We start from the raw sequence: 12970 nt of genomic DNA on the forward strand, positions 1-12970 counted from the left end.
ATAATAGGGATACAAACAAAATCCTGCGATGTACGTTTCGGTTTCTTTTGTTTTAAACCAATGATTGTTTCTCGGGAGATCCATATTGAAGCGCGGCTGACATGCCCCCGAAAAGGGACTTCAAAAACGTTTCTGCGATCACCCACCTGCTAAAGCAGGTTTGAAACTATTAAACCGGACGGCATTTGCGGGTTTTTTTATGTCATTTTGGATTTTAAGCGTATAAAAAAAGACACAGCTCCGTAAACGGGGCTGTTTTTATTTTGTCCGAAAAAGGGTAATTTAAAGAGAAGCTACAGGCACGGACCCTTTTTGTATTAGACCCCATTTTATGCTATGGTAAAAAAGTGGAATGTGAATGTACATAGAGATCAAAAATTTTGCTGAAAGTGGTGGATCGTGTATGAAGCTGTTTCTTGATACGGCCAATGTTAACGAGATTAAAGAAGCGCACGAGCTGGGGGTTATTTCCGGAATTACGACGAATCCGTCTCTGATTGCCAAAGAGGGACGAGATTTCTTTGAGACCCTCAAAGAAATTGTAGGCATCGTAGGCGATCTGCCGATCAGTGCCGAAGTTGTCGCCACGGACGTGGAAGGAATGGTCCAGCAAGGCGAGAAACTAGCCAAAATCGGCAGCGGGATTGTGATTAAAGTGCCGATGACTGCGGACGGCCTTAAGGCGACGAAGCGTTTCAGCGACCAAGGCATTAAAACAAACGTGACTCTTGTATTCAGTTCCACACAAGCGCTTCTGGCCGCACGGGCGGGAGCGACCTACGTATCTCCGTTTATCGGACGGCTCGACGATATTAACCAGATAGGCATGAATCTGATTGAAGAAGTGAGCCGGATTATTACGGTGCACGAGTTGCCGACGCAAATTATCGCAGCCAGCGTGCGTCATTCTACGCATGTGATCGAGGCCGCTCTTCTAGGTTCCCATATCGCTACAGTGCCGTTCAAAGTGATCGAAGCTATGATGAAGCATCCGTTAACGGATGCTGGAGTGGAGCGGTTTATGAAGGACTGGGAAGGCGCCAATCAGAAAACGTTCTAAATATATTCCGGGGGCGCGCATGTAAGGTGAACGGAACCCTCTTGAATCAGATGAGCCTCTCTGCGGAGAGGCTTTTTATTCATATAAATGCGGCAATGATGGATTAAAATGGTTATTTAGCCGCTGTTCAATAAAATGACCAGGGATTTATGCCCGCTTTTTGACGTTCTCCTCTTTTGCTTCCCTGCAAAGAATGGTAAGATTGTCTTTAGTGTGGTTTGGCAAGCAGTTTGGATATGCTTCATGAAGGGGGAACGACTTTGAAACGAACGTTAGTCGGTTTGCTTCGCAGTTTCGAGACAACCGGTGAGAAAGCCAAAGATCCGGAATTAAAAACCCGTTACTACAAATTATCCAAAGACCAGGTGTGGGAAGAGACCGTCGGGATGATCAAAAAAACACCCGGCTACAAACTCCTTCACGAAGTGAAGAATGTCGGGGAGATTGTGGTGGAAAAACGTACGGCTCTCGGACGTACTCAGGATATTACGATTACTTTGTTTGCGGTTAATCCGACGACAACGGCTATTGATATTTATTCGGCTTCCCGTGGGAATATGGGGGATCTTGGTTCCAATTACCGGACTATTCTGGACATTTACAAGCAGCTGGATAAAAAGCTGGCGGCTTACAAAATCAGCCGCTGACGCTTGGACAGCTTGCGGACGGCTTCGCGGGCATAAAAAAACAGCAGAGGATTCGATGAGCGCATCGATTCCTGTGCTGTTTTCTTTTTAAGCCGGAGTTTTACACGAGCTTTTTAACCGCTTCGATCGCAGCTTCGTAGTTCGGGTGCTCCGTCATCTCACCGAGATACTCCACGTATTGGATTTTGTCATTGGCATCAATGACGAAGATGGAGCGCATGTCGAGCTGGAGTTCTTGGATAAGAACGCCATAAGCTTGTCCGAAGGACTTCGCTTTGTAGTCGGAGAGCAGGACGACTTGATCGATACCTGCGGCACCGCACCAGCGGGCTTGCGCGAACGGAAGATCGACGCTGACAGTCAGAACGGCAACGTTATCGCCGAGTTTAGCGGCTTCTTCGTTAAAACGGCGAGTTTGAGCGTCGCATACGCCCGTATCGATGGAAGGAACCACGCTGATCAGCTTCACCTTGCCGGCATAATCGGAAAGGGAAACTTCGTTCAGGAGGTCTTTGTTCAATTTGAAATCCGGTGCTGCATCGCCCGCTTTGAGCTCGGGACCGACGAGTGTGATCGGGTTGCCCTTAAAAGTGGCTGCACCCTTGCGTTCTTGTGACATATGTATTCCTCCTTATCGATTATCCGAAAGAACTGGAAATTCCAGCCCTCCCTATTATACCCTCGCATTTAAGGGGTTGTCCAATACACTCTTTAAAAGAAAGGGAACCGGAAACGGTTCTCCGGAACACCTAAATCGGCTATAATAGGTAGCGATGGCAGAACTTACTAATGGAGGAATCTGTGGAGTTACGACAACTGCAGTATTTCGTGAAAGTGGCTAAAAAACAGCATATGACACAAGCGGCCGAAGAGCTTCGTGTGGCCCAGTCTGCCGTAAGCCGGCAAATCCGTCATTTGGAGGAGGAGCTGGGTGTCCGGCTGTTTGTCCAGAAAGGTCGCAATCTGCAGCTGACTCCCGCCGGGAGTCTGTTTCTGAGTCGTGCGGAACATATTTTGACCGACTTGGAACGCGCGGTGGGCGAAGTGCGGGAATTCCTGGACCCCGAAGCCGGGGAGATCCGGGTCGGTTTTCCGCATAGTGTATCCGTTTCTATTCTTCCGGCGTTTATATCCTGCTTCAAGAAAGAGCATCCCAACGTTAAATTCCGCTTAAAGCAAGGAACTTACACGAGTCTCATCCGTGACGTTACGGAGGGTGAAATCGATCTGGCGATCATATCGCCGTGTCCGGAGACGCACGAGCTCGTGAAGGGAGAAGTCATGCTCACGGAGGAACTGTTAGCGGTGCTTCCGCCTAACCATGCGCTGGCCGGCTGTAAAAGCATCCGGCTGGAGCAGCTTAAGGAGGAGCCGTTTGTCATGTTCGGCGAACAGTATTCGCTTCGTCCGATCGTCATGAACGCCTGCCTGAAGGCAGGGTTTGTGCCGAAGATCGAATTCGAAGGAGACGAAACGGATACGATCCGCGGGCTTGTCGCGGCGGGGATGGGCGTCAGTCTTCTTCCCGAGCTGGCGCTGCGCTATTCGACGCATATAGAGCCGTGTGTGGTGAAGGTCGATCCGAAGGTGACGCGCACCGTAGGAGTCATTCGCCGGAGGAACGAGAAGCTTCCGCCCGTGACGGAGCTTTTCGGCCGGTTTCTGATGGAGTTTCAGCCCTCTTCCGATCCGGGCAGGCCTATGGACAGATTAGATGGGTCTTAGCCGGATAACGGGATGGAAAGGCCCTCCGTCATTCGTCCTGCAGCATCTGTCTTTTTCCGTATATATACAGAAAAAAAGCTTTCGTCTATTGCAGACGAAAGCTTTTTGCGGTTACGGCCGTTTTAATCATCGGAACGGCTGTTGAAAATCATGACGTACTTAACGAGCTCAAGCAGCGAAATAAGGGCTGCAGCCACATAAGTCAAGGCAGCCGCGTTAAGCACTTTCGCAACGCCCTGTTCTTCTTCGTTGGTGATAAAGCCGCCTGCAATCATGAGCTCTCGGGCCCGGTTGCTGGCATTGAATTCGACCGGCAGAGTCACGAGCTGGAAAAGCACCGCGGCGGAGAAGAAGATGATTCCCAGAAGAAGCAGAATATCAAACTGTTGAAAAATAAGGCCGGCGATAAGTAGGAGCGGAGCCACGCCCGAAGCGAAGTTTACGACCGGGAACATCTTGTGGCGCGCAACTAGCATCGGATAATGAACTTGGTGCTGGATCGCGTGTCCCACTTCGTGACAAGCGACCGAAACGGCCGAGATGGTGCTCTCGTAGTAGACAGGTTCGGAAAGACGCACCGTTCTGGAGATCGGATCGTAATGATCCGTGAGAGCTCCGGGAACCGGCTCGATCGGCACATCGTACAGCCCTTCCGCATCAAGCATGCGGCGGGCCGCCTCGTATCCGGTCATGCCGGATTGAACGGGTACCTGGGACCACCGGTTGAACGTGCCGCGGACCCGGAATGAAGCCCACATGGACAAGCCGAAGGCAATGAGAATGAGAAAATCCATAGGATGAAAAAACATAGCTGCAGACCTCCATAGTCAAGATAATCGCGGGGATCCGTTACGTAAAAGGACCTTTGCCGAGCAAGTAGAGCAATGCTTCGACGCATGCGGCCGTGGGCTGGGTAATCAGATTATAAATCTTCTTGAGCTGATTCGGTTTTAGCTGCTGAATCATAGGATCGAGTTCCTTGATTTCTTTCTGCAGCTGGCCGAGCAGCACCTGATAGGATGTCAGCTTGTCGGTCACATGTTCGTCGTGGGCCGCTTTATCCAGTTTCAGCATGGTTGTACGGATTTCTTCCAACGTATATTTCTCTTTTTTCATCTCTTCAATACGTTTGAGCCGCAGCAAGGTTTCATCCGAATACAGGCGATAATTGGTGTCCGATCTTTTTTCGGGATGAATCAGGCCCAGCTTGGTGTAATAATCGATCGTCCTGGGGCTGACTCCGGCCAACCGGGACAACTCTCCGATTCTATGAAGCTTCATATCCCCATGATTTTGCCCCTCCTTTAAAAAGTTGTTGTTCGCACATGTTTACCTCAGCCTAATGATACCCGATCCTAAACCGTACAGTCAAACGTAATGCTTTTGACATTTTGATGAACGAGCACATAATTAACATATACATTACATTTGATGATAAATTTATTGCAAAAACCGGAAAAAAAGTTGATTTTCCTAATAAAAAACCTCGAAAAAGTGAACGGCACCTATTGTTTTTTCGTAAAACGTTCGTTTATAATGACACTAATCAATTGTGTTGTAAAGAAACCTTACATGAAGGGACGGGTATCAATGATTAAAAAGACACTGATCGGGTTAGCGCTGCTCAGTATGGCTTTACCGACCTTGGCGTTTGCGGAAGCGCCGACACCGGAACAACTGCAGGCCGCGATCAACTCGGTATGGGTACTGGTCGCCGCTATGCTGGTCGTCTTTATGCAGGCCGGTTTCGCTTTGCTGGAAGCAGGCTCGACCCGGATGAAAAATGCAGGCCACGTGGCAGGTAAAACCATTCTGACTTTCGGAATTTGCGCCATCGCATTCTGGGCGTTCGGTTTCGGGCTTGCTTTCGGAGACGGGGCCGGATTGTTCAACAACAATCTGTTCGGCTTGTCCGGCTTTTTCATGGACGGAGTTAACGCCGACGCCTTCGTTTCCTTGAGCGCTTCGGATGTTCCGATCACGATTAAGTTTTTGTTCCAGTTGGCGTTTGCGGGTGTTTCGCTCGCAATCGCGTGGGGAGGCTTCGCCGAACGCGCCAAGCTCCCGGTTTACTTTATTTTCGGACTGCTTTTCACCGTAGTGATTTATCCGATCGTGGCTCACTGGGTGTGGGGCGGAGGCTGGCTGTCCAAAATCGGTATGCAGGACTTTGCGGGCTCCACGGTTGTGCATCTGCAAGGGGCTACAGCGGCACTGGTGGCAACCATCCTCCTGAAGCCGCGTATAGGCAAATTCAACAAGGACGGCTCGCCGAATAAAATTCCGGGCCACAATCAAGTGCTGTCCGTGCTTGGCGTCATCATCATCTGGATCGGGTGGTTCGGTTTTAATCCGGGGAGTACGCTGAGCGCAATGGGGGACGGGTTCTTCGGCTATATCGCCCTGACGACAAACCTGGCCGCGGCGGCAGGCGGCGTGGCCGCTATGGCGGTCTCCTGGATTTACTTCGGCAAATCCGATATTACAAGCATGCTTAACGGCGTACTTGCCGCGCTTGTCGCGATCACGGCTTCATGCGCCTTCGTTACGCCTCTGGCATCAATCGCCATCGGAGCCATCGCCGGAGGGATCACTTTCTTCACGGCAATCTGGTTTGAGAAGAAAGGGATCGACGATCCGGTCTACGCTTTCTCCGTGCATGGCATCGCCGGGATTTGGGGTACGCTGTCCACAGGTTTCTTCGCAACTCCGGAGCTGGCCAAAACGGTTAATGTAGGCGGAGCGGGTTTGTTCTACGGCGGGGGTTTCCGCCAGCTATGGGTTCAGTTTATCGGAGTTGCGGGCGCTCTTGTTTTCGTCCTTGTCATTTCCTTCATCGTCCTCTACCTGATTAAAGTTACGACGGGCCTGCGTGTGACGGAAGAGGAAGAAATCATGGGACTGGATCTCGCTGAACACGGCACTTACGGGTACCCCGAGCAAATGAATCATGCGATCGAAGCGCATACTTCGGCAAGCCAGTCCAATGAAGGCGGTCGCCCGGTGCCGGCTTCGTGACTGCCCACCGGACCGGTCTCATCTAAGGAGATGTCGTTATGAAACCGACATTAGGCTCGGATTGGCAGCTGCTTCACACAAGGATCGACCGTGCAGCCGGAACGGATGAACTGGCCCCGATTCGCGCGGATATGCAGGAATTGTTCCGGAAGGAACTCGGCGAGAAAGCGGCAGCCTTGCTGTACAAAGAGCTGAATTTTACACACGATACCCTAATCCGGAAAATGATTCTCTTGGCGGAAAAACGCCTCGCAGCGGAAGGAGCGGGGGAGCCCCCGCTCCCATACGCATTCCTGCTTATGGGAAGCGGCGGACGGGAGGAACAGACGCCGTGGAGCGACCAGGACAACGGACTGATTTACGAAAATCCACCGGAAAGCATGGAAGCGGAGGCGGACGTATATTTCAGCAAGCTGGCCCAGCGAATCCGCCAAGGTCTGGAGCTGGCAGGTTATCCGCCGTGCACGGGGAGGGTGCTGGCCGAGAACTCGATGTGGAGAAGAAGCGAAGCGGGGTGGAAAGATCAGCTTAACGGCTGGTTTGAAGAGCCTGCCTGGGAAAACGCGCGTTATTTGCTTATTGCAGCCGACTTGAGGTGCGTATACGGCAGCGAAGCGCTTGCAGACCGGATCAAGCAGGCTTTCCACGAGTGCATAGCGCTTAACCGCGGGCTGCTCCTGCCGCTTCTGGCTAACACCCTGCACCACAAAGTGTCCCTGGGACTGCTTGGTCGTCTGGTGACGGAACGGTACGGGCCGTACGCGGGTGGTTTGGATATCAAATACGGGCTTTACATCCCGCTTGTAAATGCGGTCCGTCTTCTTGCATTGGCAAACGGCATTTCCGATTCGTCCACCTTTAAAAGAATCCATGCGCTCATCGATCGCGGAGCCGTTACGGTTGAGTTCGGCCTGGCTTGCCGGGAAGTGTTTCTGCATTCCTTGGAAATGAGATTGAACACGCCTTTTTACATGGAAAACGGACACTTCGCGACTGCAGGGATACTGCCTGCCGAAATGCTGACCCGCAAATGCCGGGCGGAACTGAAAAACGGCCTTACATTCGGAAAACGGCTTCAACGGCAGGTCATCCGCCAAGTGCGGGGTTCCGTTAAGAAAGGCAGGGGCGCTGCCTCCGCCAAGCTGCGCGAACATACGGGACAATAGGACCGGAAAGGAGTAAACCGATGAAAGAGAGCGGCCCCGGCGGCGGTTTGTGGAGGCTTTACAAGATGGGTGGCTTGACCCCGGCGATTACATCCATGTTTAACCCGCGCAACGCCCAGCAGATGGCGTTTATCCGTCAGCTTCTGAAGGATCAGCGCAGACATTCGCTGCTGGACACTTCCCTGCACAATCTCAAAGTCGTTGTGTTTGATCTGGAAACAACGGGCTTTTCATCGGCAGCGGACGAGATTATTTCGATCGGCGCCGTGTCTATGGCCGGGGATAAGCTCGAAGAGGAGTCGTTTTACACCCTTGTGAATCCGAACCGCCCGATTCCTCCTCATATCGAGGAGCTGACCGGAATCCGGACGGAAGAGGCGGCCGAAGCGCCGGACTTGATTACGGCTCTGCGTGAATTTTTCGAGTTTGTGGGGGCGAGGGTTTTGCTGGCGCACGGCTCGGCTCATGACAAAGCGTTTTTGAATGCGGCGCTCTGGAAAACTTCGAAAGTCAGCCTCTCCCACCGGGTGCTGGATTCGATGATGGCAGCCAAATGGCTGATGCCCCGGCGCAAAGACTACAGCCTCGATTCCCTGCTTGAGCTGTATGGAATTCAGATGCTGAGAAGACACCACGCATTGGACGATTCTTTGATGACCGGCGAGCTGTGGAAGAAGCTTCTGGAAGAGATCCGTGAAATGGGCGTGGATACGCTCGGAGATCTGTATGCGCGTCTCAGTAAAGCGTAAGTCTCGCAGAAAGCTGAGATGATGGCCAAGATATGAAAAAGCAAGCAGGAATGCGGGAAGCCCGCGGATACCTGCTTGCTTTTTTGGGTTCATAGCGCTTCTATACAAAGGGGGAGTTTACGGAGCTTTGAGAGACTTTTCGCCTGATTCGGCCGTTTGGACGAAGAAGCGGATACTGCATGCAGTGAGGTACGATCGGTCAAGGTGTCCGTCCCGGAGGGACCAACCGAACCGGGCTGCCCCATATCCTCAGTCGTGACGGCATTATCGGCGGGGAGATCCGTCGATTCGGACGGTTCGGGTGCGGCGTGGCTCTCCTGCGGTTCCGCCCACGCGTATACCGCGGTTTCGGGAACGGAGCGCTCCAGGGAGACGATCCAGAAGGAGGGCAGTCCCGGCCATAACCGCAAGACCGAGATGTCCTCGCAAGACGGCGAGGCAGCCGTACGCGGGTGGGAGTGGAACATTCCCAACAACACGGGATCCGCTAATGAAACCCGCGCAGGCCGGTCGTTACGGGCTTGTCCCCCCCCTAAGTGACGCATAATATCGGATGGGGCTATACGGAAAGACCGGGCGGGACAAGCCGAAACATTCGGAACCCATACGAAAGAGGAGACATAGGCGGTCTCCTTCCGAATCCTTCCGTAAACGAATCCGCACGTTTCTTCATCCGGAAAGCCGCTGAACCGTGCCAGCCATTCCGTGTACAAGGACGGGCTTACTTTGATTTCAGTTAACCGTTTCGCGTTTATCATGCGCTAATTATAACGAAATCGTTTACCGCACTCAACGGATCAGCTGATTTTTCCCTGCGGTTTAACCAGAAAAAACACAAGAACGAGCGTCAAACCCGCCAGAGAGGATACGGTTATAAAAATGAGCCGGTCGGATTTATCCATCAGCCAGCCGAAGATGGGCGGACCGAAGGCCACTCCGATGAACCGGAGGCTGTTATAAATGGACGTGATCATCCCGCGTTCGCTTTTTTCCACGGAACCGGTGATCATTGTGTTGAGGCAGGGAAGAAGCAGCCCGGTGCCGATGGCGCTTAAAGTAAGCAGGCCGATAAACAAGTACAGGTTCTGAAAAGCGAAAATCGTGGAAGCCAGCGACAACGTCATTACTAAAAGGCCGATGTTGATCAGCCAGCGCATCAGAGTGCCGTTTTTCTTAATTAGGGCTCCTGTTGTGTAAGAGGTAATGACCATACCTAACAGGGGGATGGCCAGGACGAACCCCTTTTTGACGCCATCTATATGGTACGGAGGCTCTTCCAGTATATTGGAGAGATAGAACAAGACGCCGAACAGGATAAAAAGCGCTAGTGAGCCCGCAAAAAAAGAAGTGATCAGCCAGCGTCCTTTCTTTTTCAGGATGGCTCCGATTTTGTGGAGGTAAGGCTTCAGTTCCGTCGGTTCCTTCTTGGTTTTGGGTTCATGAATGAGAAACATCATGGCCAGCAAGGCCAGAAGGCAAAAGATCGGAAAGGCGAAAAAAGGCATGTACCAGACAATAAGAGCAAGCAGGGAGCCGATGATGGGACTGAGCACCTTACCGAGCCCGTTGGATGCTTCCGTCAGGCCGAGGGCCTTGCTTTCCGTCCCCCCTTTATACAAATCCCCGACGAGAGCCATCGCGATAGGAGCCGTGCCGGCTGCTCCGATCCCCTGAACGGCTCTGGCAATAATCAGAATCGTATAGGATTTCCAGATCGCTCCGAACGCCGCCAAAACCCCGGCAGCCCCATATATAATAAGAGACGGGATGATCACTGATTTCCTCGTAAACCGGTCGGATAAGTACCCCGATATAGGGATGATTAGGCCTGCGGTTATCGAAAAGAGAGTAATAACCAGACTGCTCTGAAACTTAGTGATGCTCAGCTCGGTCTCCAATTGGGGGAGAATAGGGACCAGCATCGAATTGCCGAGTACCAGCACGAGCGGTACCGTCGCAATGGCCATAAATTCAAGAAGCCGGCCTTTGCCGCCGCCTCCTTTTTCGCCGCCTTCAGCCGTCTGTTCGGCGGTAAACTGGTAGTCGTCGTCCTGATCACTCTCGAAAATGATGTCAAGCCCTCGGGATTTCGTTTTTTCCATGCGGTTGACCTCTCTTCTGACTTGGTACGGATAGGGTTTCCTCCGGGCGGAAGATCATACTTTTTAAACCGTTCATAATGTTGGAATCGGATAAAGATGGGGATACTGAGGGGGGATGGTACCTGATTGAACCTCCCATGTGATAGAATAAAGCGAATGATACGGAAATGAGGGCTCAAATTGAAACGGAATGCAGCGATTCTGGCCATCGTGCTTCTTCTCGCCGCGGCTATATTTGTCCAGATCGGCAAAAAAGACGAAAAACAAACGGCGGCGCCTACTCAAACGGGACCCCGGCCGGGAATGTTTGTGCCTTCTTTCAGCCTGCCGGATTTGGATGGCAAGCCCTATCAGGTCGGAGGCGCGCGCGATAAGCCGCTTATTTTGAACTTCTGGGCGTCCTGGTGCGGTCCGTGCAAGATGGAAGTGCCCGATTTGATTGACTTGCAGGCAAAATACGGGGACAAAGTGGACCTGGTGGCGATAAATGTAACGAGTCAGGATGACGAGCAAAAGGCGCGGGCCTTCGCCAAGGAGTATGGCATTAATTTTCCGGTACTGCTGGATCAACCCGGCAAGGTTTCGGAATCGTTCAAGTTTCTGGCGATCCCGACGAGCTTCCTCGTGGACAAGAACGGAGTCGTGCAGGAAGTGGTAAACCTTCTTCCCAAGACGGAGTGGGAAAAGAAAATCAAGGCTTTGATCAAGGGCCGCTAGCGGGCGGGCCGCCAAGATCCCGTCCTATTATCCGACTCCTTCGGAGACATGCAAAAAGCCCCGTTTCGGGTCCGTGTGTAAAGCCAGGCTGCCCACACGGAAGAAACGGGGCTTGTCTTTTTTGTAAGGAAAAAGAAGATGTAAATTTTAATGATTCACCAGACCGACCGGTCTGGGATCAAGCGATTCTCTCTCGATGCTGGATTTGCCGATCAGGGCATACCGGAAGCTGTCCACGAGCGCGTGCCAGCTGGCTTCGATAATATTGGAGGAAACGCCGACGGTATTCCATTCGTTCTCGAAATTGCGGGATTCGATCAGAACACGGACTTTGGAAGCAGTCGCTCCTTTGTCGTCAAGCACGCGCACCTTATAGTCGGACAGGTGCATTCTGTGAATGTCCGGATAGAATGGCAGCAGAGCTTTACGCAGCGCGTTATCGAGCGCGTTGACAGGTCCGTCGCCTTCCGCGGCGGTATACATGGATTCGCCGTTGACGTTCACTTTGACGAAAGCTTCGGAGCTGACCGGGCGATCCGCCGATTTTTCCACGAAAATTTTGAACGATTCCAGTACAAACGGTTCCGGCAGATCGCCGGAAGCTTCTCGCATCATCAATTCGAGCGAAGCATCCGCGCCTTCGAACTGGTAGCCCTCGTGCTCGAGGTCTTTGATGCGCGAAATGATTTCTTTCGCTTTGCCGTCCTGCTGCTCCAGATTGAGGCCGAGCTCGGCCGCTTTCGACACGAGGTTGCTCTGTCCCGCCAGTTCCGAAACGAGCACGCGCTGTTTGTTGCCGACCTTCTCGGGAACGATATGCTCGTATGTGCTCGCATGCTTGAGGATGGCGGACACGTGGATTCCGCCCTTGTGGGCGAAAGCCGCGCTGCCGACGTACGGCTGGTTCATCGGCATGTGCATGTTCGCGATTTCGCTGACGTAACGGGCGACGGGCCCCAGCGACTCCAACTGCTCATCCGAGATGCAAGCGAAGCCGAGCTTCAATTGCAGATTCGGAATGACGGAGCACAGATTCGCGTTGCCGCAGCGCTCGCCGTATCCGTTCATCGTACCCTGGACCTGGCGGGCACCGGCTCTCACGGCTGCCAGGGAGTTGGCGACGCCGAGCTCGCAGTCGTTGTGGGCGTGGATGCCCACGGGAGTTGTGATCTGTTTCTTGACTTCCGAAACGATCTCGAAAATTTCTTCCGGCATCGATCCGCCGTTCGTATCGCACAGCACGATCCAGTCCGCACCGGCTTCCTGCGCCTGGCGGATTGTATGGAGAGCGTAGTCAGGGTTGTTTTTGTAGCCGTCAAAAAAATGCTCGCCGTCGTAAATAACTTCAAGACCGCAGCTTTTCAGATACCGGACGGAATCGAAAATCATCGCGAGGTTTTCTTCCAGCGTTGTCTGAATGGCGGTGTGGACATGAAAATCCCACGATTTTCCGAAAATCGTCGCGACTTTAACTCCGGACGCCACCAGCGTCGTCAGATTGGGATCTTCTTCGGCTTTGGTGTTCTTGCGGCGGGTGCTGCCGAATGCCGTTACTTTCGCATGCTTAAGATTCAGTTCCTGAACACGGTTAAAAAATTCAATGTCTTTGCCGTTACTTCCGGGCCAGCCGCCTTCTATATAATGAACGCCCAGCTCGTCGAGCTTCTGGGCAATTTTCAGTTTGTCCTCCACGGACAGGCTGATTCCCTCGCCCTGGGTTCCGTCACGAAGCGTAGTGTCAAAGATTTTGATTAAATCGGACATTTCGGTGCTCCCCCTCTAAACG

General features: G+C 52.5%; 13 protein-coding genes and 1 other RNA gene. 8 read left to right on the forward strand and 6 right to left on the reverse strand.

The genetic code is table 11. The features are described from left to right. Positions 1-17: 17 nt before the first annotated feature. The 3 genes from ssrS to KVT34_RS17300 all read left to right on the forward strand — a co-directional run bounded on the left by ssrS (position 18) and on the right by KVT34_RS17300 (position 1707). Positions 18-198: non-coding RNA, 6S RNA (gene ssrS / locus KVT34_RS17290), on the forward strand. A 205-nt stretch (positions 199-403) separates the two neighbouring features. Continuing rightward, positions 404-1060 (forward strand): fructose-6-phosphate aldolase, encoded by a 657-nt coding sequence (fsa, locus tag KVT34_RS17295; RefSeq protein WP_217560054.1) that lies wholly within the window; start codon positions 404-406, stop codon positions 1058-1060. A 236-nt stretch (positions 1061-1296) separates the two neighbouring features. Then, positions 1297-1707 (forward strand): DUF1499 domain-containing protein, encoded by a 411-nt coding sequence (locus KVT34_RS17300; protein ID WP_009675019.1) that lies wholly within the window; start codon positions 1297-1299, stop codon positions 1705-1707. Between the two features lie 100 nt (positions 1708-1807). Here the strand turns inward: KVT34_RS17300 and tpx are convergent, their stop codons facing one another. Beyond that, a complete protein-coding gene (gene tpx / locus KVT34_RS17305) occupies positions 1808-2326 on the reverse strand; it encodes a thiol peroxidase (protein ID WP_016423958.1) in 519 nt (172 codons plus the stop codon). Between the two features lie 182 nt (positions 2327-2508). On the opposite strand from tpx, the gene gltC reads away from it, so the two are divergent. Continuing rightward, positions 2509-3432 carry a glutamate biosynthesis transcriptional regulator GltC gene (gltC, locus tag KVT34_RS17310; protein ID WP_217560056.1) on the forward strand — a complete coding sequence of 308 codons (924 nt, stop codon included), beginning with the start codon at positions 2509-2511 and terminating at the stop codon, positions 3430-3432. Positions 3433-3554: 122 nt separating this feature from the next. On the opposite strand, the gene KVT34_RS17315 is transcribed toward gltC, so the two are convergent. Beyond that, the gene (locus tag KVT34_RS17315) at positions 3555-4241 is read right to left on the reverse strand and encodes a zinc metallopeptidase (RefSeq protein ID WP_217560057.1); all 687 of its coding nucleotides are present in this window, start codon (positions 4239-4241) and stop codon (positions 3555-3557) included. Positions 4242-4281: 40 nt separating this feature from the next. Beyond that, positions 4282-4713, reverse strand: a complete 432-nt coding sequence (locus tag KVT34_RS17320) for a helix-turn-helix domain-containing protein (protein ID WP_009674805.1) — start codon at positions 4711-4713, stop codon at positions 4282-4284. Positions 4714-5022: 309 nt separating this feature from the next. Between KVT34_RS17320 and KVT34_RS17325 the strand changes: the two genes are divergently transcribed. From KVT34_RS17325 to KVT34_RS17335, 3 genes are read left to right on the forward strand one after another with little or no spacing between them, the layout of a single operon-like run. Then, complete coding sequence (locus tag KVT34_RS17325) at positions 5023-6450, forward strand: ammonium transporter (protein ID WP_217560058.1); 1428 nt, start codon at positions 5023-5025, stop codon at positions 6448-6450. Between the two features lie 38 nt (positions 6451-6488). After that, positions 6489-7616, forward strand: a complete 1128-nt coding sequence (locus KVT34_RS17330; protein WP_217560059.1) for a DUF294 nucleotidyltransferase-like domain-containing protein — start codon at positions 6489-6491, stop codon at positions 7614-7616. Between the two features lie 20 nt (positions 7617-7636). After that, complete coding sequence (locus KVT34_RS17335) at positions 7637-8365, forward strand: exonuclease domain-containing protein (protein WP_217560060.1); 729 nt, start codon at positions 7637-7639, stop codon at positions 8363-8365. 89 nt (positions 8366-8454) lie between these two features. On the opposite strand, the gene KVT34_RS32415 is transcribed toward KVT34_RS17335, so the two are convergent. Beyond that, on the reverse strand, positions 8455-9123 hold the full coding sequence (locus KVT34_RS32415) for a Mov34/MPN/PAD-1 family protein (protein WP_217560061.1): 669 nt from the start codon (positions 9121-9123) through the stop codon (positions 8455-8457). Between the two features lie 39 nt (positions 9124-9162). Beyond that, entirely contained in the window at positions 9163-10467 is a 1305-nt protein-coding gene (locus tag KVT34_RS17345) for an MFS transporter (protein WP_217560062.1), read from the reverse strand. Positions 10468-10647: 180 nt separating this feature from the next. Between KVT34_RS17345 and KVT34_RS17350 the strand changes: the two genes are divergently transcribed. Further along, the gene (locus KVT34_RS17350; protein WP_217560063.1) at positions 10648-11184 is read left to right on the forward strand and encodes a TlpA family protein disulfide reductase; all 537 of its coding nucleotides are present in this window, start codon (positions 10648-10650) and stop codon (positions 11182-11184) included. 147 nt (positions 11185-11331) lie between these two features. Here the strand turns inward: KVT34_RS17350 and cimA are convergent, their stop codons facing one another. Then, the gene (gene cimA, locus KVT34_RS17355) at positions 11332-12948 is read right to left on the reverse strand and encodes a citramalate synthase (protein ID WP_217560065.1); all 1617 of its coding nucleotides are present in this window, start codon (positions 12946-12948) and stop codon (positions 11332-11334) included. Between the last annotated feature and the right edge of the window lie 22 nt (positions 12949-12970).

The sequence above is a fragment of the Paenibacillus sp. GbtcB18 genome (assembly GCF_019091125.1).
Taxonomy (GTDB): domain Bacteria; phylum Bacillota; class Bacilli; order Paenibacillales; family NBRC-103111; genus Paenibacillus_F; species Paenibacillus_F chitinolyticus.

Bases quoted from the DNA above. Each gene is read 5' to 3' on its own strand.
- fsa (WP_217560054.1), top strand. From the start codon at position 404: ATGAAGCTGTTTCTTGATACGGCCAATGTTAACGAGATTAAAGAAGCG.
- KVT34_RS17300 (WP_009675019.1), top strand. From the start codon at position 1,297: ATGCTTCATGAAGGGGGAACGACTTTGAAACGAACGTTAGTCGGTTTG.
- tpx (WP_016423958.1), bottom strand. From the start codon at position 2,326: ATGTCACAAGAACGCAAGGGTGCAGCCACTTTTAAGGGCAACCCGATC.
- KVT34_RS17315 (WP_217560057.1), bottom strand. From the start codon at position 4,241: ATGTTTTTTCATCCTATGGATTTTCTCATTCTCATTGCCTTCGGCTTG.
- KVT34_RS17320 (WP_009674805.1), bottom strand. From the start codon at position 4,713: ATGAAGCTTCATAGAATCGGAGAGTTGTCCCGGTTGGCCGGAGTCAGC.
- KVT34_RS17325 (WP_217560058.1), top strand. From the start codon at position 5,023: ATGATTAAAAAGACACTGATCGGGTTAGCGCTGCTCAGTATGGCTTTA.
- KVT34_RS17330 (WP_217560059.1), top strand. From the start codon at position 6,489: ATGAAACCGACATTAGGCTCGGATTGGCAGCTGCTTCACACAAGGATC.
- KVT34_RS17335 (WP_217560060.1), top strand. From the start codon at position 7,637: ATGAAAGAGAGCGGCCCCGGCGGCGGTTTGTGGAGGCTTTACAAGATG.
- KVT34_RS32415 (WP_217560061.1), bottom strand. From the start codon at position 9,123: ATGATAAACGCGAAACGGTTAACTGAAATCAAAGTAAGCCCGTCCTTG.
- KVT34_RS17345 (WP_217560062.1), bottom strand. From the start codon at position 10,467: ATGGAAAAAACGAAATCCCGAGGGCTTGACATCATTTTCGAGAGTGAT.
- cimA (WP_217560065.1), bottom strand. From the start codon at position 12,948: ATGTCCGATTTAATCAAAATCTTTGACACTACGCTTCGTGACGGAACC.